The organism is Acetobacter sp., assembly GCF_052102375.1.
In the GTDB taxonomy this organism is placed as follows: domain Bacteria; phylum Pseudomonadota; class Alphaproteobacteria; order Acetobacterales; family Acetobacteraceae; genus Acetobacter.
Genome location: NZ_JBQDXI010000006.1, coordinates 111,326 through 132,762 on the forward strand (window position 1 = coordinate 111,326; position 21,437 = coordinate 132,762).

Sequence of the window (21,437 nt, forward strand, 5' to 3'; positions counted from 1 at the left end):
CGCACAATATGTCCGCCTAATACGTTGAATATTTTAGGAAATTAGGAGTTTTTGGACCACCGCAATCTTCAAAAAGATTGGTGGGCGCACAAGGGCTCGAACCTTGGACCCGCTGATTAAGAGACAGTGGCGCTAAGATACCGTTAAGACGCAACAAGATGCAAGGAGCCGCAAAACTCCTTGTTTTTACACACTGTGTCACAGGTGCATGACGCAAGGTGACGCAACAAGACGCACGGGTTACCATTTCAAATGACTCCGGAGTGACTCCGGAAAAACCCATCAGGGGGTGCAGGGGCTAAAATGCGGGGCGGTGTTACACCAAAAGAGGTGTACAAGGTGTAACAGGTGTAACACTTATATATAATATATTGATTTCCCTGCCTTTTTCCCTACCCAGAGTGTTACACCTCACAGGTTCGTGAGGTGTAACAGGTGTAACAAAGGTGCTGCATGAAGTTTACAAAGCCGGGAATAGACGCCCTCACCTGCCCGCCGGGAAAGCGGGATGCCATGTTTACAGATAGCGAGGTGAAGGGCTTTGCCATTCGGGTAAATGCTACAGGCAGCAAAACCTTCCTGTTTAACTACCGTTTTGCTGGTAAGCCTCGGCGGCTGGTGCTGGGGCAATACGGAGAACTGACGCTTGCTCATGCCCGCAAGCTAGCTGAGGCCGCACGGGGCAAGGTTTTGGCTGGGGGTGACCCAGCCGGAGAGAAAAAGGCCATAGCAGTCGCCCACCAGCAGCAGGCCATAGAGAACGCAAAGCAGGCCGCTGCCAATGCTTTGACCTTTGCAGCACTTACGGAGCGTTGGGCCAGTAATGCCCTCCGAGATAGTAGCGAGAGCCACACCACAGAAGCACCACGCCGCCTGCGTTATAATTTTGCCGATATGCTAGACCGTCCAGCCCATGCCCTGACTGTGACAGACATACAAAACCGGCTGGATGATGTGGCAGAAAACCACCCCACCACTGCCCGCCGCCTGCAATCCTATGGCCGCGCCATGTATGCTTGGGCTGTTAAACGCCAGTTGCTGGAACACAACCCATTTGCTCATGTGGTGATAGAAGGCCGGGAAGTATCGCGTAACCGCGTTTTGACAGATGCCGAACTAGGCGCTGCATGGCGGGCGGCCTGCCAGATGCCCTACGCCTTTGGCCCGTTCTTTAAGCTGCTTATTCTGACCCTCCAGCGCCGGAGTGAGGTTGCTGGCATGAGGTGGGATGAAATAACGCCAGACCTGACCACATGGACCATTCCGGCCAGCCGCACCAAGAATGGCAAAGAACACATTGTGCACCTGTCTGACCCTGCACGACAGGTTCTTGCCTCTATGCACAGGCAGACAGATGCCAAAACCGGGGCTATCTCGCCTCTGGTCTTCACCAATACGGGCAAAACGCCAATATCTGGCTTTTCTGATGCCAAGGAACGGCTTGAAGCCCTCATGGTACAGGAGCGGGCTTCTCATAGCTCCGGAGGGCAAAAAAATGCGGAAAAAAAGCCCTCCGCCCTGCCAGTAAACGGGTGGCGGTTACATGACCTGCGGCGCACGGGGGTCACCACAATGGCCCGCTTAGGCATTGGCCCCCATGTGGCTGATAGGGTGCTGAACCATATAGAGGGCACCATAAGCGGCGTGGCCGCCGTGTATCAGCGCCATGAGTTCCTAACGGAGAGAGCCGCTGCGCTGGATGCATGGGCCGCGCATGTGCTGAATGTGGCTTCCGGTTTGGCACCCGAGGGAATGGGGGCAAACGTAATACCTTTATGGCGGTAACGTGAAGGCACAAACTTTGAAATACATACCTTTGCCAATAGTACCTTTTTTGCTAGTTTCTGATTGCTTAAAAGCCGGAGCGACTATTCATTATGCCAAAAGAGTTTTTAATATATTGTGATGAGTCGCTTGATAAAGGAAAATACTACGGTAATTTCTACGGCGGGGCTCTTGTTACGTCTGATGATGTTGATCGTATTAATGAAGAGTTAATATCAAAAAAAGAAGAATTAAACATTACAGCAGAAGCCAAGTGGAATAAAATAACCGCCAATTACTCAGAAAAATATATTGAGCTTATTGATTGTTTTTTTGATCTTATCAAATGTGGAAAAATAAAAATTAGAATAATGTTTTCCAACAAGAACCACCAACCTAAAGGTCTAACAAAAGAACAAAAAGAAGATAGTTATTTTATACTTTATTACTTATTTTTACAGCATTCTTTCGGATTAGCTTATTCCAACATTAATGGTCCTGAAGTCAATTTAAGACTATATCTTGACGATATACCTGACACAAAAGAGAAAGTTGAAAGATTTCGTGATTTTATATGCAAGCTTCAAGATAAAGCTCACTTTAAAACTAACAATATAAAAATAAAAAAAGAAAATATTACGGAAGTAAAATCGCACTCACACGCCATTCTTCAATGTTTAGATATTGTCTTGGGATCGATGCAATTTCGGTTAAATGATATGCATAAAGTAAAGCCTGAAGGAATGAGAACACGCGGAAAAAGAACTATAGCCAAAGAGAAAGTATATAAACATATTAACAAGCGGATTAGAGAAATTTATAATAATTTCAATATTGGAATTACAACAGGAACAGCCGGAGACCCAGAAAATAGATGGAGACATCCCTATAGACATTGGTGCTTTATACCAAAAAACTACAACTATTTAGGGATTAGTAAGAAAAAGAAGGTGGCCCCACCTCAACTAGACGTTCCCGTGCTACCATGAGTAGGAACTCACGGCTTCGTTTAAAGGCAGGGCCTTGGTATAAGCTATACCGTAAGTAAGTATTTTCAGTCAAGAAAAAACTTGATTTTTTATTTTATTTAAATTCAGCGATTTAACTCTGTCGCCAACCAACCTGTAAGCAATCCTTACAAGTTCCTTTTTCTCGCACTCACTCTCTATTTTCAGTTCTCAAGGTTTCCTTTACAACTCAACTATTGGGAAATTCCCAATAGTTCCCCTCAGGGCGCTCTCGCCGTTATTCATTTTTCCCGCACTCGCTCTAGATTTGAACTATCAAGGATTCCTTGATTGTTCCTTCTGCTGTTGCTTCCCCCGGAAACGCCTCAAACAGCAGAAAACTCCCAAAGCGGGAATTCTCGCTTTGGCGGAAAACTGCCATTTCTGAGCAAGTCAGGTTGGTTAGAAGCACATTCCCATAGAGCAGCCGCCGGAGGGTGGTGGGGCTATGATAACGGCGTAGGCACCGTAGAGAACGAGGCCTCCGGTTAAGGCTGCACACAGATAAAGGGCTAGGATTTTCATGCCTCGCCCTCCTTCTTCAGTCTCACCCCAGCCCCTCCGCCGTTTTCTGGGATGAACTGAACGCCTGCGGCTTCTAGGGCGGAACGGATGGCTTCTATCGTGCTGGCTTTCAGTTCCTCACCTCTTTCAAGGCGGGCTATGGTATCAGGTGAAACACCAGCCTCTTTTGCTAGATCACGGACTCCCCAGCCAATAGCAGCACGGGCCATTTTACATTGAACAGCTAACAAAATCAGATCCCTGATACGATTTTTTCATTGCAGATTTATCGTAACTATGTTCTGATAATAGAGCAATACAATTTGCGGCCAAATGGGGAGCTTGGACCCTCCCACACTTGGCCTAACCACAACCGCTCGCACTAGGAGACGGTAATGGCTGACCACGCCTATACCATGCCCGGCACACGCTGGGCAGTGCTTACACATGCTCGCCTGAATGGTGACCTTTTGCCCGCCGTTGCGGCGGCAGGCCTGCTCCTGCTGTCTCTGGCAGGCTTCCTGCACCCTGAACACCTGCACACCCCCTCCGAGCGGGTGGCAGGGCACACACGCCACCACAGCCACCCTCAAGCAGCTTTGGTGGCTTTTACGCCTCGTGGCGCAGAGGTGACACGATGAAGCAGACCACAGCCCCTAGCCTGTCACGCCGTGGTGCTCTTGCCTCCGTGCTGGCTGCTACAGCCGCCGCCCTGCCCGTCATGGCTTCTGCTACCCCACCGTCTAAAGATGCTGCCTTGCTGGCTCTCAGTGAGGCGTTTTGGGGGGTTCATAAAGAGGTATGGTCGGCTGATTATCTGGCAGAGCACAAATTTGGCTCCTCAGAACAAAAGAGACTAGAGGCCAAGCTAGAGCAGCTTTGCCAGCAAGAAGGGTTGCTTGTAAGGCAGCTTGCCCAAATGCCTGCCCATACTCAGGCTGGCCTAAAAGCCAAAGCCTCTATTCTGCAAACCCTGCTGCCAGACATGATGCGTGATTGCTATTTGTCTGACGACTCAGGAGAGTTCCTGCTGGTCATGAGCCTGCTGCAAGACGTGGCTGGGGGTGCAGCATGAGCAAGCCCTCCGTTTCCCGCCGTGGCGTTCTTGGCGCGTCTCTGGTTGCAGCGGTTACTACCGTACCCGCTATAGCCTCTACCAACCCAGCCGAAGGGCAAGATGCCGCCTTGCTTGATGTGCTGGCCCGTTATTGGCAGGCTGAAAGAGCTATTTTAGCAATAGAGGCCGAGGCAGAGCCACCCGCAACCTCTCCTGCTTATCTGGCTTGGGAAACTAAATTTGATGCTTTAATCTCCCAACGCTCCAAGGCCATAGCCCAGATGGCAGACCTTCGTGCCATGACAGCGGAGGGCCAGCAGGGCAAAGCCACTGTGCTTGAACGCCACTTACCACTGTGCTTGCGCTGGTATGATTGTGGCGATGACCCGGAGATAAAACTGGCTCTGTCTTTGGCGCGGGATGTGGCCGGAAATGTACTCCAATGAATAAAAAATACCATAAATAGGTTTTATATGAACAAAGACAGCGCTATGGAGGATTCGTCTGAAACGGAGAGCAGCATGTCACAGGATACATTCAGCTATGGTCAGGTTGAGTTGGCTGTATGGCAGACTATGCATAATCCTGCTCCGTCAACCAACAAAAACACACCGAGTCCGACGTTCAAGACGCGGTGCAGGCGTTACAGGGAAGAAGGTGTCCCTATCCCCAAAGAGAAAGCTAGTGGAGTTCAAGGCGTTCATAGCGAATATGAAGCCTATAATGCTTTTGAGTTGCTCATGGCCCTCCGGATGACTGATGCAGGGATGCCTCGTGCTGAAGTTGCTTTCTTCATGCACCATACGCGGGCACAGCTTGAGCGTGAGTTTAAGCGGGTTCTGGCTGATCCTCCTTTTGTGGCGGAAGGTTTTGATCCTGAAAAAAGAGCATTTCTAGTTGTTCGTTATGTAGGTTTGCGAGAGTTGGGGTGGCGGGTTCCAGAAAAAGTTGAAGGCTGGAAAGGGGCAGGACCTGCACCTTTGTTTTTGACACCGAGATTTCATCACAGTGTGAATTCTCTCATGGGTGACGTTGGAAAAATGGGTATGGGAGGTTTTAATCCTCCCGCTACAATAATTGAGTTTTCAGAAACAGCCGTAGTGCTGCTCGATAACTTGAAAAAGGCTCCAAAGACTAAACGTGGCCGTCAGAAATGATAGCCTTATCACAATATAAAACCCATATAAGGGTTATAATTAGAGGGTGACATGAAATCACAATCTGAGGTGAATCCTCTGGTTATTCCAGAAAAACGCGCGGCTGAAATGCTGGGAATATCACGACGGACACTGCAAAGTTTACGGCTTGATGGCGCAGGTCCTCCATTCGTGCAGATTACTTCCCGTAGGGTGGGATACAGTTTACCCGCCCTTCAGGAATGGATTGCTGCCCGTTCAGTGCGCTCGACTGCTGATGCAACTATCCGCTTTGGGGGGTCAGCATGAATACGCCTGTTTTCCCGTTTGTTTTTCACGATCAGGAAATCCGAGTTGTGTCCCGTGATGGAGAAGCATGGTTCCCTGGCACCGATACGGCGCGTATTTTGGGGTATGCAGATCCCGATAAAGCTATCCGTAGCCATTGCAAAGCAGCGGAGATTCTTAAACCCGCCGAATTGGCGGGTTTGGGGTTGGTGGCAAAATCGCCTCGCGGCTTAGTTCTTATTCCGGAGCGTGACGTATACCGGCTCGTCATGAAATCCAAGTTGCCAGCAGCGGAAGCTTTTGAAGAAATGGTTGTTTCAAAAGTCTTGCCAACTATACGACGCACAGGCTCCTTTGGCGTTGGAGAACGGTCTGACCTTGGCCGCGTCATTAATATGGCTGAGGCCGCCATTCATGCCAGCCAGAGTGCGGTGCAGGTTCTTGCACCTAAAGCACATGCCTATGACCGCTTGACCTGTATGAATGGCCTACACACCCTGACAGAGACTGCAAAGCTGTGCGGTGTACCCCGTAACCGCTTTTTGAGTATGCTGGAGGCAATTGGCTGGATATTCCGCCGCGGTGCTTCTGGCCGCTGGGAAGGCAAATCTGACAAAATCAAAGCTGGTTTCGTAGAACACAAGTTTCATGAAACCAGAGATAGCGATGGACACTTAAAGCCGCGTGCTCAGGTCGTAGTGACTGATCGGGGAGTCGCCAAGTTGCGGGTTGTTCTGACACACCTTGAAAACGCTATGCGTGGGAGTGCAGCATGAACGGCGCTCTCTATGTTTGCTTTGGTGGTGCCCAGCAAAGCTTTGCTCTGTTTGGGCTACTCAACCCACATCAGCACTTAAAGCTGGCACTCCCAGAGCGTGTGATCTTCAATCTGGCAGCACAGGAACTGCAAAACTCTCTGGGGGATTTGACAGTAGCTGCGTGTCCAAACCTTGCTGATGCTGCTGCCATTATCAACAAAAAGCCCCGTGGCTTCTGGCCTGTTGGTTTGCAGCATGAAAACGCCTCAGAAGATTCTACAAGACAGATTATTGACCTCACCCTCCCAATTAGCTGGGGAGCACGTTGGCTTGCTCATGCTATCGGGAACGACTGTGAAGGGGAGTATGCCCAGCAAGCCCTGAATGCCTTATGGGGTCTGGCTGGAGCGTGTGACTGGCACCTTGAAAAAGAGGCGGTTCGTTACAGAAAAGGAGTTCAGCTTTGGGACCCTCCTCCGATTGCTGAATACTTGCAGGAAGCGTCTCAAGCACTAGCGCGGCTTGGCCCTGTAATAATGCTGAACATGCCCAAAGAGGCGGCTGCTGCGTTTTCTCACCATACTAATGAAGCCTCCCATGCAACGGCGGCATAGCGCCTCAGAACTGGCCCGGCTTCTGGCTGATAGCATTACCCGCCTTGCGCCTGAGCTTCTGCCACACGGCAAGAAAGACGGCGTAGAGTGGCGCGTAGGTAGTCTGGCTGGAGAGCCGGGGCAGTCGCTTGCTGTGCGTCTATCCGGCGTACGGCGGGGCGTATGGGCTGACTTCTCAAGTGGTGAGCGTGGCGACTCCTTAGACCTTGTGGCCGCCGTGCTGTTTGGGGGCGACCGCAAGCAGGCTATGGCTTGGGCAGCAAACTGGTTAGGGCTGAGTGATACCACCAGCACCATACCCGTCCAGCGCCGCCCGGTTCAAGAAAAACTGGGGAACTCAGAGGAACTTGACCGAGAAGCACAACAGCGGAGGGCTAAGGCGCGGCGCTTGTGGCATGAAACCCCTGCCGGAATAGCTGGCACACCAGTAGAGGCATATTTGCAAGGCCGGGGCATAGATTTACGGGCTTTGGGTCGTGCTCCGGGTGCCTTGCGTTTTGCCCCTGCGGTCTGGTGTCAGGAAGTGCACCGGCCTTTGCCTGCCATGCTGGGTGCTATCTGTTCGCCTAGCGGCAAGCTGGTCGCTGTGCATCGCACATGGCTGGCGCAATCGCCCTCCGGCGTGTGGGCCAAAGCTGACCTTAAAAACCCCAAGAAGGTGCTGGGTAGTTTTGCAGGCGGCTGCATTCGGCTATGGCGTGGGGCCTCTGGCTTGGCTCTTGGCATGGCTTCAGAAAATGAAATGGCTATTGTAGCGGAGGGGATAGAAACCGCCCTTTCCTGCGCTATAGCCTGCCCAGAGCACCGCGTATTGGCCGCCGTGAGCCTCAGCAATATGGCAAGCCTAAAACTGCCAGACACCATGACAGAAATTCTCGTTGCAGCAGATAACGACACCGGCAATCCCTCCGCACGGAAGGCGCTGGATGCTGCACTCTCACAATTCGCACAGCAGGGCCGCACTGTTCGGCTCGCCATGCCAGAAATACAGGGGCAGGACTTTAATGATGTCCTGGCACACCATGACGAACACAAAGGGCCAGAACGGCCTTAATGCCGTGAGAGACGGACTTAACGCCGCCAAGATTGTACCAATGCCCGGTGCAAAGACAAAACAGAAAACCGCAAACCAGCGTATAGACTCACCCTGTGGCCGGTTCTTCTGTGATGCTCACGGGCTATTCCGCAAGGCAGCAGATAACTCTAAAACAGATATGAAGCTTTCTGGTCCCATCTGGATACTTGCCGAGACACGCGGGGCAGATGGTAAAGGCTGGGGCATATTGCTGGCATGGACAGACCGAGACGGTCAGCAACATGAACAAGCCTTTCCGCGTGCCATGTTTTGCGGAGACTGTGCCGAACTGCGGAGCCAGTTGGCAGATGGTGGCTTAACCTTACAGGCAGGCCCCGCCGCTAAAGCCGCTTTTGCAGATTGGCTCTCTTCCATTTCCAGTCAGGACAGGGCGCTTTCAGTCAACCGTATAGGCTGGCACACCCTAAACGGAGGGCTGGCCTATGTGCTGCCTGACGCCACCTACGGCAACCTGAAAGAGAGGGTCGTGCTGCAAACAACCGAGCAGGAAGCCAGCCTGTTTGGTATTTCCGGCACCACAGAAGAATGGCAGCGTCATATCGGGCAGTTCTGTAAAGGAAACTCTCGGCTTGTTCTGGCAGCCTCCACTGGCTTTGCGGCTCCGCTTTTAGGGGCATTGGGGCTGGAAGGCGGCGGTGTTTCGTTTGTGGGGGCTTCTCGTGCTGGTAAGTCTACCGCGTTGCTGCTTGCCTCTAGTGTATGTGGTGGCACTCCAGAAGCCGGGGCCAAAGGCTATGCCCGCTCTTGGCGTTCTACCTCTAACGGGCTGGAAAGCGTGGCACTGGCAAGCTGTGACAATCTTCTCCCTCTGGATGAAATTGGCCAGCTAGACCCAAAGGAAATTGGTGATGTGGCTTACATGCTCGCCAACGGGCAAGGCAAGGTGCGTGCCAGCAGGACAGGCAGTGCCCGTGCCACGACACGTTGGCGTGTCCTGTTTCTCTCTACTGGCGAAAAGACGCTTGATGACCTAAATAAAGAGGCAGGCCGTGCCACCAAAGCCGGTCAGGAAGTGAGATTCTGTGACGTACCAGCCGATGCCGGGCAAGGTATGGGGCTTTTTGAAAATATCCACCACCATGACAGCCCCGGTGAGTTTGCCGATTATCTGGGCACTGTCTGTGGGCAGTATTACGGCGCACCCCTCCGAGCCTTTTTAGAGAGACTTGCACGGCGTATGGAGGCTGAAGGTATCAGGCCATTCCGTGAAGTTCTCCTAGAACGCCTAGAGGTCATAGCTACAGGTTACCTGCAAAACTGGCCTAATGCCTCCGGTCAAGTTCGCTCCGTTTCTCGACGCTTTGCCATGATCGCACTGGCTGGGGAGTTAGCCACCAGCTTTGGCCTGACTGGCTGGGATAATGATACGGCTGAAGCCTTAGTAGGTTTGGCCTTTGGTGACTGGCTTCGTGCGCGTGGTACAGCAGGCCGGAGGGAAGATGAACAGGCAGTTCAGCAGCTTAGAGACTTCATTTCCCGTAACTCGTCTGCTCGCTTCGAAGATTGGGTCGATAAGACAGCAGAAGAACTGCCTCAGAGTGGTGAAGAAGGCAAACCACCAGCAGAACGCTACCGCACACAAAACCGCGCTGGCTGGCGTTATTGGGTAAAGGCACCAGATGGCCGGTATGTGTGGCGCTACCTCCTGACTTCCGCTGGCATGAATGAGGCCCTGAATAGCCTGAATATACGAGATGCCAAGGAAGTGCTGGTGAAGCGTGGCCTACTCATTCCTGCCAAGGATGGAAAACTGTCTGAAAGCCTACGCCCGCCCGGCCAAGGTCTGGTGAGACTCTACCAAGTGCATCATGACATTCTGGCCGTTGCCACAGGTGACAAGTGAGCGGTGTCTGACCGAGGGGCATTTTGTGCCCCTTACCGCTCTTTTCGCTCGCTATGCGTTTGATACATGGCTTGGCGTGTACCAATAGGGCAAGGTCTATTGGTACAAATGCTTTGGAACACTTTTTATCTGTTTTCTGTTCCAATAGGGTTGTTTTTCTTATTTTGGAACAATATAGGGCTAGGGTCTAGACCTTTTGGAACAGTTTGGAACGCTCTCAGATGAAAATTGGATACGCACGAACCAGCACCACCGATCAAGTGGCAGGACTTGAAGCGCAAGCCCGTGACCTGTCAGCCAGTGGGTGTGAACGTGTCTTCCGTGAACAGATTAGTGGCAGCAGCACAGACCGGCCTCAGTTGAGTGCGGCGTTCGATCACATGCGGGCTGGTGATGTGCTGGTAGTAACCAAACCGGACAGGCTGGCCCGTTCTACGGCAGACCTGCTGCGGCTGGTGGAAGAGGTTAAAGCAAAGGGTTGCGGCCTGATCGTGCTGTCCATGAATGGCATGACGCTGGATACCACAAGCCCCACCAGCAAGATGATGCTGACCATGCTCGCCGCTGTTGCTGAGTTTGAGCGTGACATTATGAAAGAGCGGCAACGCGAAGGCATCACCAAAGCCAAAGCAGAGGGACGCTATAAAGGGCGCAAGCCTACAGCACGAGGTCAGGCCGAGCAGGTGCAAGCACTGGCGGCTGAGGGTGTGAATGCTACGGAGATAGCCAAGCGTCTGGGCATGGGCCGGACCTCTGTTTATCGCTGTCTGGCGGCTTCTGCTTCGTCCTGACTGGGCATTGTGCCGTGGGCTGGGTGTGCGCGGGCAGCGCGCGGGTTTCTTTCCCGCGATTTTAGCCGCTTTATCCCAAAACGAAACAATATTACTTTGGTGCATGTCGTGAGCGCATAGCTTATCGGGGCAAAAACACCCTGTTTTTTGACCCTGAAAATGCGTCCAATACGTTAAAATTTGGTGGAATAAGCCAAAAATAACCAGAAAACAGCCAATCTTCTTTTTCAGGTGTTACACCTTTTTCGGCAAGGTGTAACATTTTGAAACAGGTTGGTGTAACAGATTTCTTGTTTATTATCATGCATTTATAAAGAGTGTTACACCTTGTACACCTGTTACACCTCTTTTTGGTAGGGGGTAAGGTAAGGACGAAGGAAGCAACACATGGAGCATCATGCACAAATTGCATAGCTTGGGGTAAAGACGATTAGGGGGTAGGTTCAATGTTCAAACCGGCATGGGCACTGCAACCGCTTCAGGGCCACGCACAGATTTTCTTGGCAATTTTTGAAAATAATCAAGTTTTTCAAATAGGCAGGGGGCGGCATTAAATCTCTAGGAGCGCTAAGCACCCGGACCGCACCATAGTAAAATTTTCATACCCGCGAAATTGAGAAGAAAAGATACCAAGGCAAACAGAAAGAATGAGGCAGGCACGGTAAATAGACACCTAGAGCGAGAAAAAGCCCCTACCCTGCCAGCATCAACCCGTTTCAAATGACTCCGGATTGACTCCGGAAGTCTACCGGGGTGAAGCACCCCGAAGCCTGAATACCACCTAAGTCTTTGAAAAGATTGGTGGGCGCACAAGGGCTCGAACCTTGGACCCGCTGATTAAGAGTCAGCTGCTCTACCAACTGAGCTATGCGCCCTTACAGTCTATACGACTGAAGTGGGGGCTTTCTATCACCCCCACAAAAAAAAACAAGGTGGATTTTTAGCTTTTTAAACGCAGGAGTACGTCATCCAGTTGATCAAGGCTTTTATAATGAATTTCGAGAAAGCCACCCTTGCGTCCATCAAAGTTTACCTTAACCTTCAGCCCCAAACGAGACGCCAAGTCTCTCTCTAAGGCTGCTATTTCCGGATCTTTCGATTTCTTGGCAGAGGCTGTTTTACCGGCCTTTCCTTTATTTTCGGATGCGGCCTGCACGAGCGCTTCCGTCTGCCTGACAGACAACCCTTTGGTCAGGACATCATGTGCGGCAGCAACAGGATCAGGATGCCCCAACAAAGCACGTGCGTGCCCTGCGGATAAAGCCCCGCTCCCCACCGCTTTACGGACAGAGTCTGGCAGCCTTAGCAAACGGAGCGTGTTAGCAACATGGGGACGTGACTTCCCGATAGCAACAGCCAGCTCATCCTGTGTCAGGCTGTAGTCTTCCATCAACCGGCTAAAGCCTTCGGCTTCTTCAATCGGGTTTAGGTCAGCACGCTGAAGGTTTTCAACCAACGCGGCAGCCATCGCGTCAGCCTCGTCCAGATCCCGTATATGTACTGGCACCGTGTGGCACTGCGCCAGTTGTGCAGCACGCCAGCGGCGCTCCCCAGCAATAATCTGGTAATAGCCCTCTTTGTCTGGATTGGGACGCACAAGAATGGGCTGCAAAATACCCCGTGCACGGATGGACTCCGCCAGTTCCTGCAATGCCTCTGGTTCCATTTCCTGTCTCGGCTGAAATGGTCCTGGGGCTAGAACTTCTACTGGTAAAACATTTGCTAGCGCAGCCACCTGGGCGTCGTCTCCTTCTTCAGATTTATCCTCACCTGTGCTCTTAGACAAGGAAAGCGGGGCGGTATCCCCCAGCAAGGCAGCTAAACCACGGCCAAGCTTTGGCCGTGCAGCAGGTTTACGAGCCATCTTACGCTGTTCTCCTCTCAATTTCCGCTGCCAGAGCACGATAAGAGGCAGCGCCACTTGCCCGTGGATCATAACTCATGACCGGCTGCCCATAGCTTTGAGCTTCAGAAATACGGATATTTCTGGGGATAACCGTTTCAAGCACATCATCACCAAAGAAACTTCGCGCATCCGCGCCAACCAACTCCGAAAGATTATTCCGGCGGTCATACATGGTCAGTACAATGCCAGTGATGGAAAGAGCGGGGTTTAGCTTCTTTTTCACTCGATCAATTGTCTTGACCAAATGCCCCAAGCCTTCCAACGCAAAAAATTCACACTGTAAGGGGGCCAGCACACCATCAGCGGCCACCAGAGCATTCAGCGTCAACAAGCTGAGGCTGGGAGGGCAATCAATGATGATGTAGTCGTGATTGTCAGCCAGTGTGGCCAAAGCCGTACGGAGCCGATTTTCACGCCCCTCTTCATCAACCAGTTCAATTTCAGCGCCGACCAATTCCGTATTGGCTGCTATGACTGACAAGTTTTCAATTTCTGTCGGTTGAAGCAGCTCTATCGCTGGCTTTTCCTGCATCAGGAGCGAGTAAGAACCACCCTGCCGCGCATCATAACCAACACCCAACCCTGTGGAGGCATTTCCCTGCGGGTCCATATCGACCAGAATGACGCGCTTTCCATCTTCTGCCAGAGCTGCAGCCACATTGATAGCGGTTGTGGTTTTACCCACCCCCCCTTTCTGGTTGGCCACCGCCAGAACAAAGCATTTTTTGGTTTTTTTGTTCGTTTTAGACACGATCAAGATTGCTCACTTCAAGAATCACCCCATCATGGCTTGTTATGCTAGGGTGAATAGAAACATCCATACGCCAGCAGCGCCGAGCCTCGGTCAACTCGTCTTCGGCCTGCTGGCCTTTAAGAAAAATAGCTTTTCCGCCCTTAGCCAATAGCGGAGCCGTCCACTCCAATAGCTTTGGAAGGGCTGCCAATGCACGGGCTGTAACTACCGGAGCAGGTGCAATCTCTGCATGCTCTATCCGTTCAGCCAGCACAGTTATTGGTGCCTGCGTAACGCGGGCTGCCTCCCGCAGAAAAGTCGCTTTACGTTGATCAGACTCGATCAGGGTGCCGGGAACATTCGTTGCAATAACTGTGACAATACCCGGAAAACCACCGCCTGAACCGATGTCGATAAACTGCTCCGCCCCTGCCACCAACGGAGCTATTTGCAAGCTGTCCTTGACGTGACGTTCCCACACAAAAGGAATATCGCGCCCTGATACCAGATTGATACGTGGGTTCCACTTTTGCAGCAGGGCTACAAATGCCTCCAACCGCTCCTGTGTTTCACGTGAAACGTCCATACTCTCCCCTGATCGGCTTAGTGTGACACGCGCTGCCGCACATGCGCCAGAATAGCCACTAGGGCTGAGGGTGTTATACCCGGTATTCTCTGCGCTGCACTAAAATTCTCGGGCTTTGCGGTTTCAAGTTTTTCCTGCATCTCCGCACTTAACCCACCAATTGCTTTAAAGCTTATGCCTGCCGGGAAACGTATTTCGCTCTCGGCTTCCAGCTGTTTGATCTCTCGCTTCTGCCGCGCAAGGTAGCCTTTATAACGGGCTTCCGTGGTGACAAAATGACTGACACGCGGAGCCACTGTTGCAAACCATGGGGCAAGCTCTTTCAGGCTTTCTTCACCCACACCGTACCCCAAAATTTCCAGTAAGCTACGGCGGCGGCCATCCTGAGCGACCCTTACCCCAGCCTGTAACAGAACCTGTGGTTGCCAACTTTCCTGCTCGGCCTTCTCTGTCACCTGCTTGATAGCGGCACAGTCCTGTTCAAAAACAGACTGCCGCTCCGTACTCACGCATCCCCAGTCCACACCAATTTGGGTTAGACGCATATCAGCATTATCAGCCCGCAAAGTTAACCGGTACTCTGCTCTGGATGTAAACATGCGATAAGGCTCGCTAACGCCTTGCGTGGTCAGATCATCTACCATCACGCCAATATAAGCTTTGCCTCGATCCAGAGTAACAGCCCCCTGTCCCCCTGCCCTTCTGGCTGCATTGACACCTGCAAGGAGACCTTGCGCACCGGCTTCTTCATATCCGGTGGTACCATTAATTTGCCCTGCCAGAAAAAGATTAGGGCATTTTCTAAGCTCAAGAGACGTTGTCAGTTCCCGCGGATCTACATAGTCGTATTCCACGGCATAACCGGGCTGAGCGATGATCGCATGTTCAAGGCCCGGAATAGCGTGGATCATTTCTTCCTGAACGTCAGCAGGAAGGCTGGTGGAAATCCCATTCGGGTAAATCAGATCACCGCCCTCATGCTCCGGCAGTGCTTCTGGTTCAAGAAAGATTTGATGGCTGGTTTTTTCCGCGAACCGAACCACCTTATCCTCAATTGACGGGCAATAACGTGGCCCTTTTCCCGAAATAGCCCCGCCATAAACAGCAGAAAGATTCAGATTTCTCTTGATTATGTCGTGTGTTTTTTGAGTAGTCGCTGTAATGCCGCAAATAAGTTGAGGGTTTGTAATACTCTGCGTCAAACGACTAAACGGTTCCGGAACAGCATCGCCACGGTCTTCCGCTAAGGACTCCCAATCAATCGATTTTTTCAATAAGCGCGCGGGGGTGCCTGTTTTCAACCGGCTGACCGCAAGTCCTAATTTCCGGAGTCGCTGCGCAAGTGCAACCGCTGGTTGTTCGCCCACTCTCCCCGCTGGTTCTGATTTATGCCCAATGTGAATAACTCCACCCAAAAAGGTTCCCGTTGTCAGAACCACGGCACCAGAACGATAGGCTGTGCCATCTTCACACACTACCCCTTCCACTGCGCCTTGGTCATTGCACAATAGGTCTCCTACAGCACCTTCTGCACATTCCAGATTGGGGGTTTCCGCAAGAAGTTCTTGCACCGCTTTTTTGTAAAGGTAACGATCTGCCTGCGCCCGCGGCCCCTGTACAGCAGGCCCTTTTGAGCGATTAAGCAGCTTAAAGTGAATTCCTGCACGGTCGGCCGCGCGGGCCATAATCCCGTCCAGCGCGTCAATTTCCCGCACCAGATGGCCTTTGCCAATACCGCCAATAGCTGGGTTGCAGGACATGGCCCCAACTGTGCTTTTGTGATGTGTTAGCAAAAGGGTGCGGGCACCACATCGGGCAGCAGCCGCAGCGGCCTCACACCCGGCATGGCCGCCACCCACAACAATCACATCATAAAAACGGTTCATCATATCCCGCCTTTTCCAAAAAACTTATTTGCCAATGCAAAACTGTCCGAACACAGCATCCAACAAATCTTCCACACCAACATGTCCGGTCACACGCCCCAAGGCACGCATGGCAAGACGGAGCTCCTCCCCGCGCATTTCCGGCCAATCCTGCGTTAACGCCGCTTGCAAACAGGCCACCGCCTCCTGCACACCAGCTTTATGGCGTGCGCGCGTTAACAACGGAGCACCAAAAGAAGACCGCGCTGTCAAAGCTTCAACTTTCTGCTCAAGCAGATGCCGCAATGCTTCAAGCCCTTCGCCTGACTGAAGGCTAATGGGCATTACTGTCTCCCCTAGCACCTTTGCAGGCACAGGCCCAAGATCTGTTTTGTTGCCTATGAGTATTGCACCCGGAAAAATAGTTTGTGGCTGGTCATCCGCAGGGAACATCTGCAAAACGCAATCCGCGTGTTTCACGTGAAACAGCGCACGCTTTACACCCTCAGCTTCTATTGCATCTTCGGTTTCGCGCATTCCCGCGGTGTCTACAAATGTGACCCGCACACCAGCAAGACTACCATTTACTTCGATAGCATCTCGCGTCGTGCCCGCTACGGGGGAAACAATAGCGGCATCACGGTCTGCAAGCCAATTTAATAAACTGGACTTTCCTGCATTGGGTGGTCCTGCAATGGCAAACACAACACCCCGCCGGATACGCTCCCCTCGCTCCCCTTCCCGAATATGGGTTTGCATGGCGTTAATCAGAGCATCAATTTCTGTTAGTAAACCTTGCTCAACCTCTGGAGGGAGATCTTCATCAGGAAAGTCGATCAGGGCTTCCTGATGCGCCAGGACACGCTTAAGCCTATCCGCCCAATCCTGATAAAGTTTACTCAAAGCCCCATCTGATTGCGCCAGCGCCAGTTTACGCTGGCTCTCTGTTTCTGCCTCAACAAGGTCTGCAATGCCCTCAGCTTCAACAAGATCCATACGACCATTTGTGAAGGCCCTGCGGGTAAACTCACCGGGTTCTGCTGGTCTTGCTCCGTAAGCCACCAAAGCTTCCGCTACCGCCTTAATAACAGCAGGGCCTGCATGGAGGTGAAGCTCAAAACCGTCTTCTCCCGTATAACTCTTAGGCCCGGGAAACCACAGCACCAGCGCTTCATCCAACAAATTTTCTTTTGTATTAGCGTCCCGCCAGAGCTTGCGTAAAGATGCTTGGCGCGGGTGCGGCACACCTCCGCACAGGCGCGTCAGCAGGGCTTTGCTTTCTGCCCCACTCACCCGCATTACGGCAATAGCAGCCCGCCCCAAGCCGGTGGAAAGTGCAAAAATGGTCTCTTCGTTTTCATATCCCATAAGTGCATGGCTCCTTCCATACGGTTGCTATCGTCGTTTCTGTGCCCGCTTATCTGTGGTGAGTTCTACCCTGTTTACAAGGGCAGCGGGACTATGTGTCGAGCGGGTTCTAGAGCAGAATACCGCGCAGGCGTAGCCCTTAAATCGTCGCGCACATAGCCAGATATTAAAACGTGGCCTTAATTGGCCCGTCCTCTTACTATAGTGGCCAGACCCAATTTTGCTTTTACGGACGCATCCGCCATGCCTCAACTCTCTCTACACTCCCCCCTCGGGCCACTCACTCTGTCAGAGGAAGATGGTAAAATCATTTCTCTTGATTGGGGCTGGGGTCGGGACCAGACGGAAACACCCTTGCTGTGTGCTGCGCGGGAGTGGCTGGATAAGTGGTTTGATGATCCCAAAGCTCTTGGGGCATGTCCCTTCCCTCTGGAGGCCTTTGGTACACCATACCAGCAGAAAATATGGGCAGCACTCTGTGCCATTCCTGTGGGGACAGTAACAACATATCAGGCTCTTGCCCTCTCTGTCGGCGGTAGTCCCCGCTCTGTTGGGCAGGCGGTTGGCCGCAACCCTATCCCCATTCTTATCCCATGCCACCGGGTTGTGGCACGTCATGGGCTTGGCGGTTATTCTGGCGATGGTGGGATTGATGATAAAAAATGGCTTCTTGCCCTTGAAGAAGCCACTCTCCCATCTTTTAAAAAATGACCCTTTAAGCGGGGGGTTACTCCCCGCTTATCCCTGCTGCCGTGGCACCTACCGGTACCAGTATGCCGTCTTCTGGTAGAGCCTGAATTTCTTTTCTGGTCTTGGCCACAAAACTATTATCGTTGCGGTTGATGTCCGGAATAACGTGGTCCGGGTCCAGTATGGCAGAGCGTATGGCCTGACGGCCTGGCAGTATAAGGCTCACCTCGTTTTTCTGGTACCACGTCTCTGTTGGTATCGTAATGCGGGTAGAGCTTCCATCCACCCATGTCACTGCCAACACAACAGGCAGAGGTAACCAGCCTTTGTTGAGCACATGCACAACGGTGCTTTGGGCTGGGTCATTTTTTACAGAAGCGACAGCGCCCAATGCGTAGTCTGGGGCCCAGTTATTGAAATACCATCCCCGCCAGAACCAGGACAGGTTTTCGCCTCCCTCACTTTCCATGACACGGAAAAAATCCGAAGGCGTTGGGTGTTTGTAAGCCCACAGGGCAATATACTGCCTGAAAGCATGGTCAAAACGCTCTGGTCCCAAAATCTGCTCACGCAGTAATTTCAGTCCGTAGGCCCCCTTAAAGTAGGTTATGCTGTGCCTGTATTTTTCAGGAATAAGGTCAGCCTCTGTCATTAGGCTGGGTGCAGCTGGATCCTGCAAAACAGGTACAATATCATCCGCCGGATTACCCGTTTTGGGAGCAAACTCCACATCCTGCTTTGGCGCAAATTCACCCTTGTTGAAATGGTCTGATGCATAGGCATCAATGAAGGTATTGAACCCTTCATCCATAAATGCAGAGCGGCGTTCATTTGAGCCCACAATCATTGGAAACCAGTCATGCCCTAGTTCATGTGTGGCAACCCAGAACAGCTCTGCTCCGGCATCTTTTTTGCCGTCAAACACAATACCCGGATATTCCATAGCAGCACCATGTCCACCAACATTAATGGCGTTCGGCCACGGATACGGAAACCATTTTTGTGAGAAATATTCTATAGCGTGTTTGACGTATTCCGTTGAGCGATCCCATTTTTCCTTTCCAACGGATTCAATAGGGTAAACGGACATAGCCAAACGTGGTTGGTTCTCCTTCCCGTCTTGTGCGGGAAGGTCCAGTTTGGCGGCATCCCATAGCAAGGCGGGAGACGCAACAAACGCCACGTCGCGCGTGTTGACCATACTAAAGTGCCAAGTTTGGGTGGCCTGTGTGGGGTGCTGTGCAGCAAGGGCAAGGTCTTCCGCTGTACGGATCATGACACGGCTCTCACTCCGGGCTGCCTGCGCCAGTCGTGCTCTTTCTGTTTCTGTCAAAACGTCTTGAGGGTTGACCAGAGCCCCACTCCCAACAACCAGAAAGTTTTTGGGTACAGTTACGCTGTAATCTATATCCCCGTAATCAAGGTAGAATTCTTGACCTAAATACGGCTCCGTATCCCACCCCCTCACATCATCATAAACCGCCATGCGTGGATAGAACTGGGCAATTTCAAAGACTTCGCCAGTATTATTGTGACTATAAGCTGTGCGCCCTCCCCACTCGCCCGGGATTGGGTAGTGCCAGGAAATTTTGAGCTTTGTACTCCCTCCTTTTGGTGCAAGGGGGGTCTGCAAAACAACCTGAAGCCTCGTATCCGAAACGGTGGATATGACCGGCACGTCTTTTCCATCTGAAGAGACACTCGTAACCGCATCAAGACACAAGCCGGACGTATGGTGCCGTAGCCATTGCGGTGCCGCAAACGATGCTCTGGACTCTGGCGCATACATATTCTGATCCAACTGTACCCATAGGGAGGACAGAGTATCCGGGCTGTTGTTGGTATATGTCAGAACTTCCGTGCCAGACAGACTATGCGTGGCAGGGTCTATGGTCACATGAATGGTGTAATCGGCTTTATTTTTCCATGCTAATGGGCCGGGTGCACCACTACCAGAATGATAAGCATTGACTGGTTGCGGGTAGCTTAACGGCGCAAAAATACTTTGTGGGTTGGGTGGTGCCGCCAAAGCCATGCCACCATACGGCACGGCACATATAAAACTGATCCAGAAGCCGCTTTGCCGCCACCGTATTTTGCGCTTACCGTCTTGCACCTTACACATTGCCCCATCTCATTTTTTCAATACTGTCCCGTAATGTAATATGAGGGCGCATGAAATACAAAGAGGGGAGGATAAGCGCAGGCCTATCCTCCCCTCTTTTCCGGTTTTGCAATCCGTAATCAGCGCAGGGCGATATTAACGGGCGTCACAGCTTTCCGTTAGCGTATTAAAAAACTTGCCTGCACTACAATGCACGACATCCGCCCCCTGGGAAGCAATAGAAGGCGGGGGAGGCACATTCTGGTACGATGTCCCTTCTCCCTGCAAATACGTGCCTCCTGGGTCTTCTACGGATTGCTGTGGTGCTGCATAGTAGCTGGAGGGCGCATAATAACTCTGGTCCGCATAAATATCCGGCGTAGAGGATGCAACAACAGCACTGCCTAGAGCCAGCCCGACGGCTGACCCAAACAGGAACGGGGCTCCCCAACCCCAGCCCCAACCAACACCGCCATACGGGCCTGCGCCCCAGCCCCAGCCGGGGGCACCCCACGACCAGCTATAAAACGGGTAACCGCCACCCCAGCCCCAACGAGGGCCACCGCGCCACCCATATCCGCCGCCCCACCGTGCGCCACCACCCCAGCCGGGACGCCCCCAGCCTGCACCGCGAAAGCCACCCGGAGGGCCACCCCGCCAACCGGGCCGGAAACCACCGCCACCCCAGCCACCGGGACCACCCCCAAAACGCCCACCTGCAGGAGGGCCAAAATGCCCGAACCCGGGGCCACCGCCACGCGGGCCAAACCCACCCCCACGGAAACCACCGCCCCCCGGCCCTCCTCCGTGAAAGCCTCCTCCGCCTGGGCCGCCACAATGAAAGCCTCCACCACCACCAGGATGAGCAAAGGCAGGTGCGCCACAGACCAATGCTGAAGACAGCATGAGCATAGCTGCACTATGGCGTGTGAAAGATGCTCGTTTTTTCATGTGTCCCTCCTCAAGGCCACATCCAAGAGCCACATGAAGCAGCCCCTTAATACGTCTCTCGTTCTTTGATGGTTTTAACGTGGGGTACCCGTGCGCAAAGTGCCAGAAAATTCACAACTAAAACCTTATCGATAAAGCCTTATAGACAGGTCTAAAGGCATTCTCGTGGCACGTTGTTTGTAATGTATGTCTTTGGAATACTTACAAAATAGACTGATACCAAAGAGGAGGGATCCTACTTTGTATCAATAATGCTATATTCAATGGATTTTTTTGGTCGGAGTAAGAGGATTCGAACCTCCGGCCCCTGCGTCCCGAACACAGTGCTCTACCAGGCTGAGCTATACTCCGTTGACCTGACGGCGGCTATAGCGCC

Annotated in this window: 22 protein-coding genes and 2 tRNA genes; 14 read left to right on the top strand and 10 right to left on the bottom strand. The window is 52.3% G+C overall.

The genetic code is table 11. The annotated features are described in order from the left end of the window. The first annotated feature begins 453 nt into the window (after positions 1-453). The 3 genes from ACTIDN_RS04255 to ACTIDN_RS04265 all read left to right on the top strand — a co-directional run bounded on the left by ACTIDN_RS04255 (position 454) and on the right by ACTIDN_RS04265 (position 3,263). Complete coding sequence (locus tag ACTIDN_RS04255) at positions 454-1,785, top strand: tyrosine-type recombinase/integrase (protein WP_441376094.1); 1,332 nt, start codon at positions 454-456, stop codon at positions 1,783-1,785. A 92-nt stretch (positions 1,786-1,877) separates the two neighbouring features. Further along, the gene (locus ACTIDN_RS04260; RefSeq protein ID WP_441376095.1) at positions 1,878-2,753 is read left to right on the top strand and encodes a DUF3800 domain-containing protein; all 876 of its coding nucleotides are present in this window, start codon (positions 1,878-1,880) and stop codon (positions 2,751-2,753) included. 309 nt (positions 2,754-3,062) lie between these two features. Beyond that, positions 3,063-3,263 (top strand): hypothetical protein, encoded by a 201-nt coding sequence (locus ACTIDN_RS04265; RefSeq protein ID WP_441376096.1) that lies wholly within the window; start codon positions 3,063-3,065, stop codon positions 3,261-3,263. A 29-nt stretch (positions 3,264-3,292) separates the two neighbouring features. Here ACTIDN_RS04265 and ACTIDN_RS04270 read toward each other — a convergent pair whose 3' ends face one another. Further along, positions 3,293-3,526: a helix-turn-helix domain-containing protein gene (locus tag ACTIDN_RS04270; RefSeq protein WP_441376097.1), complete on the bottom strand. Its 234-nt coding sequence runs from the start codon at positions 3,524-3,526 to the stop codon at positions 3,293-3,295. A 144-nt stretch (positions 3,527-3,670) separates the two neighbouring features. On the opposite strand from ACTIDN_RS04270, the gene ACTIDN_RS04275 reads away from it, so the two are divergent. The 10 genes from ACTIDN_RS04275 to ACTIDN_RS04320 all read left to right on the top strand — a co-directional run bounded on the left by ACTIDN_RS04275 (position 3,671) and on the right by ACTIDN_RS04320 (position 10,858). Next, a complete protein-coding gene (locus tag ACTIDN_RS04275) occupies positions 3,671-3,916 on the top strand; it encodes a hypothetical protein (protein WP_441376098.1) in 246 nt (81 codons plus the stop codon). Then, positions 3,913-4,350 (top strand): hypothetical protein, encoded by a 438-nt coding sequence (locus ACTIDN_RS04280; protein ID WP_441376099.1) that lies wholly within the window; start codon positions 3,913-3,915, stop codon positions 4,348-4,350. The genes ACTIDN_RS04275 and ACTIDN_RS04280 overlap by 4 nt, the downstream gene beginning before the upstream one ends. After that, a complete protein-coding gene (locus ACTIDN_RS04285) occupies positions 4,347-4,778 on the top strand; it encodes a hypothetical protein (RefSeq protein ID WP_441376100.1) in 432 nt (143 codons plus the stop codon). Before ACTIDN_RS04280 ends, ACTIDN_RS04285 begins: the two co-directional genes overlap by 4 nt. A 75-nt stretch (positions 4,779-4,853) precedes the next feature. Continuing rightward, positions 4,854-5,489: a hypothetical protein gene (locus tag ACTIDN_RS04290; RefSeq protein ID WP_441376101.1), complete on the top strand. Its 636-nt coding sequence runs from the start codon at positions 4,854-4,856 to the stop codon at positions 5,487-5,489. Between the two features lie 51 nt (positions 5,490-5,540). Next, positions 5,541-5,777, top strand: coding sequence for a helix-turn-helix transcriptional regulator (locus ACTIDN_RS04295; RefSeq protein WP_441376102.1), 237 nt, complete (start codon positions 5,541-5,543; stop codon positions 5,775-5,777). Then, the gene (locus tag ACTIDN_RS04300; RefSeq protein ID WP_441376103.1) at positions 5,774-6,532 is read left to right on the top strand and encodes a phage antirepressor; all 759 of its coding nucleotides are present in this window, start codon (positions 5,774-5,776) and stop codon (positions 6,530-6,532) included. Before ACTIDN_RS04295 ends, ACTIDN_RS04300 begins: the two co-directional genes overlap by 4 nt. Continuing rightward, positions 6,529-7,128 (top strand): hypothetical protein, encoded by a 600-nt coding sequence (locus ACTIDN_RS04305; protein WP_441376104.1) that lies wholly within the window; start codon positions 6,529-6,531, stop codon positions 7,126-7,128. The genes ACTIDN_RS04300 and ACTIDN_RS04305 overlap by 4 nt, the downstream gene beginning before the upstream one ends. Then, positions 7,112-8,182, top strand: coding sequence for a DUF7146 domain-containing protein (locus ACTIDN_RS04310; protein ID WP_441376105.1), 1,071 nt, complete (start codon positions 7,112-7,114; stop codon positions 8,180-8,182). Before ACTIDN_RS04305 ends, ACTIDN_RS04310 begins: the two co-directional genes overlap by 17 nt. After that, the gene (locus tag ACTIDN_RS04315) at positions 8,151-10,067 is read left to right on the top strand and encodes a DUF927 domain-containing protein (RefSeq protein WP_441376106.1); all 1,917 of its coding nucleotides are present in this window, start codon (positions 8,151-8,153) and stop codon (positions 10,065-10,067) included. Before ACTIDN_RS04310 ends, ACTIDN_RS04315 begins: the two co-directional genes overlap by 32 nt. 221 nt (positions 10,068-10,288) lie before the next feature. Then, complete coding sequence (locus tag ACTIDN_RS04320; RefSeq protein ID WP_441376107.1) at positions 10,289-10,858, top strand: recombinase family protein; 570 nt, start codon at positions 10,289-10,291, stop codon at positions 10,856-10,858. A 799-nt stretch (positions 10,859-11,657) separates the two neighbouring features. Here the strand turns inward: ACTIDN_RS04320 and ACTIDN_RS04325 are convergent. The 6 genes from ACTIDN_RS04325 to mnmE all read right to left on the bottom strand — a co-directional run bounded on the left by ACTIDN_RS04325 (position 11,658) and on the right by mnmE (position 17,316). Beyond that, a tRNA-Lys gene (locus ACTIDN_RS04325) sits at positions 11,658-11,733 on the bottom strand. 65 nt (positions 11,734-11,798) lie between these two features. Further along, positions 11,799-12,722 (bottom strand): ParB/RepB/Spo0J family partition protein, encoded by a 924-nt coding sequence (locus ACTIDN_RS04330; RefSeq protein WP_441376108.1) that lies wholly within the window; start codon positions 12,720-12,722, stop codon positions 11,799-11,801. A 1-nt stretch (position 12,723) separates the two neighbouring features. Continuing rightward, complete coding sequence (locus ACTIDN_RS04335; RefSeq protein ID WP_441376109.1) at positions 12,724-13,515, bottom strand: ParA family protein; 792 nt, start codon at positions 13,513-13,515, stop codon at positions 12,724-12,726. Continuing rightward, the gene (gene rsmG, locus ACTIDN_RS04340) at positions 13,508-14,083 is read right to left on the bottom strand and encodes a 16S rRNA (guanine(527)-N(7))-methyltransferase RsmG (RefSeq protein ID WP_441376110.1); all 576 of its coding nucleotides are present in this window, start codon (positions 14,081-14,083) and stop codon (positions 13,508-13,510) included. The genes ACTIDN_RS04335 and rsmG overlap by 8 nt, the downstream gene beginning before the upstream one ends. Positions 14,084-14,100: 17 nt before the next feature. Next, positions 14,101-15,969, bottom strand: a complete 1,869-nt coding sequence (gene mnmG, locus ACTIDN_RS04345) for a tRNA uridine-5-carboxymethylaminomethyl(34) synthesis enzyme MnmG (RefSeq protein WP_441376122.1) — start codon at positions 15,967-15,969, stop codon at positions 14,101-14,103. A gap of 24 nt (positions 15,970-15,993) precedes the next feature. Continuing rightward, a complete protein-coding gene (gene mnmE, locus ACTIDN_RS04350) occupies positions 15,994-17,316 on the bottom strand; it encodes a tRNA uridine-5-carboxymethylaminomethyl(34) synthesis GTPase MnmE (RefSeq protein WP_441376111.1) in 1,323 nt (440 codons plus the stop codon). A gap of 243 nt (positions 17,317-17,559) precedes the next feature. Between mnmE and ACTIDN_RS04355 the strand changes: the two genes are divergently transcribed. Then, positions 17,560-18,027, top strand: coding sequence for a methylated-DNA--[protein]-cysteine S-methyltransferase (locus ACTIDN_RS04355; RefSeq protein ID WP_441376112.1), 468 nt, complete (start codon positions 17,560-17,562; stop codon positions 18,025-18,027). 16 nt (positions 18,028-18,043) lie between these two features. Here the strand turns inward: ACTIDN_RS04355 and ACTIDN_RS04360 are convergent, their stop codons facing one another. The 3 genes from ACTIDN_RS04360 to ACTIDN_RS04370 all read right to left on the bottom strand — a co-directional run bounded on the left by ACTIDN_RS04360 (position 18,044) and on the right by ACTIDN_RS04370 (position 21,412). After that, the gene (locus ACTIDN_RS04360; RefSeq protein ID WP_441376123.1) at positions 18,044-20,041 is read right to left on the bottom strand and encodes a M1 family metallopeptidase; all 1,998 of its coding nucleotides are present in this window, start codon (positions 20,039-20,041) and stop codon (positions 18,044-18,046) included. Between the two features lie 225 nt (positions 20,042-20,266). Then, entirely contained in the window at positions 20,267-21,061 is a 795-nt protein-coding gene (locus ACTIDN_RS04365) for a hypothetical protein (RefSeq protein WP_441376113.1), read from the bottom strand. A gap of 274 nt (positions 21,062-21,335) precedes the next feature. Continuing rightward, positions 21,336-21,412 (bottom strand) — tRNA-Pro (locus tag ACTIDN_RS04370). Between the last annotated feature and the right edge of the window lie 25 nt (positions 21,413-21,437).

Bases quoted from the DNA above. Each gene is read 5' to 3' on its own strand.
- ACTIDN_RS04280 (WP_441376099.1), top strand. From the start codon at position 3,913: ATGAAGCAGACCACAGCCCCTAGCCTGTCACGCCGTGGTGCTCTTGCC.
- ACTIDN_RS04295 (WP_441376102.1), top strand. From the start codon at position 5,541: ATGAAATCACAATCTGAGGTGAATCCTCTGGTTATTCCAGAAAAACGC.
- ACTIDN_RS04315 (WP_441376106.1), top strand. From the start codon at position 8,151: ATGACGAACACAAAGGGCCAGAACGGCCTTAATGCCGTGAGAGACGGA.
- ACTIDN_RS04260 (WP_441376095.1), top strand. From the start codon at position 1,878: ATGCCAAAAGAGTTTTTAATATATTGTGATGAGTCGCTTGATAAAGGA.
- ACTIDN_RS04365 (WP_441376113.1), bottom strand. From the start codon at position 21,061: ATGAAAAAACGAGCATCTTTCACACGCCATAGTGCAGCTATGCTCATG.
- ACTIDN_RS04355 (WP_441376112.1), top strand. From the start codon at position 17,560: ATGCCTCAACTCTCTCTACACTCCCCCCTCGGGCCACTCACTCTGTCA.
- ACTIDN_RS04300 (WP_441376103.1), top strand. From the start codon at position 5,774: ATGAATACGCCTGTTTTCCCGTTTGTTTTTCACGATCAGGAAATCCGA.
- ACTIDN_RS04330 (WP_441376108.1), bottom strand. From the start codon at position 12,722: ATGGCTCGTAAACCTGCTGCACGGCCAAAGCTTGGCCGTGGTTTAGCT.
- mnmG (WP_441376122.1), bottom strand. From the start codon at position 15,969: ATGAACCGTTTTTATGATGTGATTGTTGTGGGTGGCGGCCATGCCGGG.
- ACTIDN_RS04255 (WP_441376094.1), top strand. From the start codon at position 454: ATGAAGTTTACAAAGCCGGGAATAGACGCCCTCACCTGCCCGCCGGGA.
- mnmE (WP_441376111.1), bottom strand. From the start codon at position 17,316: ATGGGATATGAAAACGAAGAGACCATTTTTGCACTTTCCACCGGCTTG.
- ACTIDN_RS04320 (WP_441376107.1), top strand. From the start codon at position 10,289: ATGAAAATTGGATACGCACGAACCAGCACCACCGATCAAGTGGCAGGA.
- ACTIDN_RS04360 (WP_441376123.1), bottom strand. From the start codon at position 20,041: ATGGCTTTGGCGGCACCACCCAACCCACAAAGTATTTTTGCGCCGTTA.
- ACTIDN_RS04285 (WP_441376100.1), top strand. From the start codon at position 4,347: ATGAGCAAGCCCTCCGTTTCCCGCCGTGGCGTTCTTGGCGCGTCTCTG.
- ACTIDN_RS04290 (WP_441376101.1), top strand. From the start codon at position 4,854: ATGTCACAGGATACATTCAGCTATGGTCAGGTTGAGTTGGCTGTATGG.
- rsmG (WP_441376110.1), bottom strand. From the start codon at position 14,083: ATGGACGTTTCACGTGAAACACAGGAGCGGTTGGAGGCATTTGTAGCC.
- ACTIDN_RS04310 (WP_441376105.1), top strand. From the start codon at position 7,112: ATGCAACGGCGGCATAGCGCCTCAGAACTGGCCCGGCTTCTGGCTGAT.
- ACTIDN_RS04275 (WP_441376098.1), top strand. From the start codon at position 3,671: ATGGCTGACCACGCCTATACCATGCCCGGCACACGCTGGGCAGTGCTT.
- ACTIDN_RS04305 (WP_441376104.1), top strand. From the start codon at position 6,529: ATGAACGGCGCTCTCTATGTTTGCTTTGGTGGTGCCCAGCAAAGCTTT.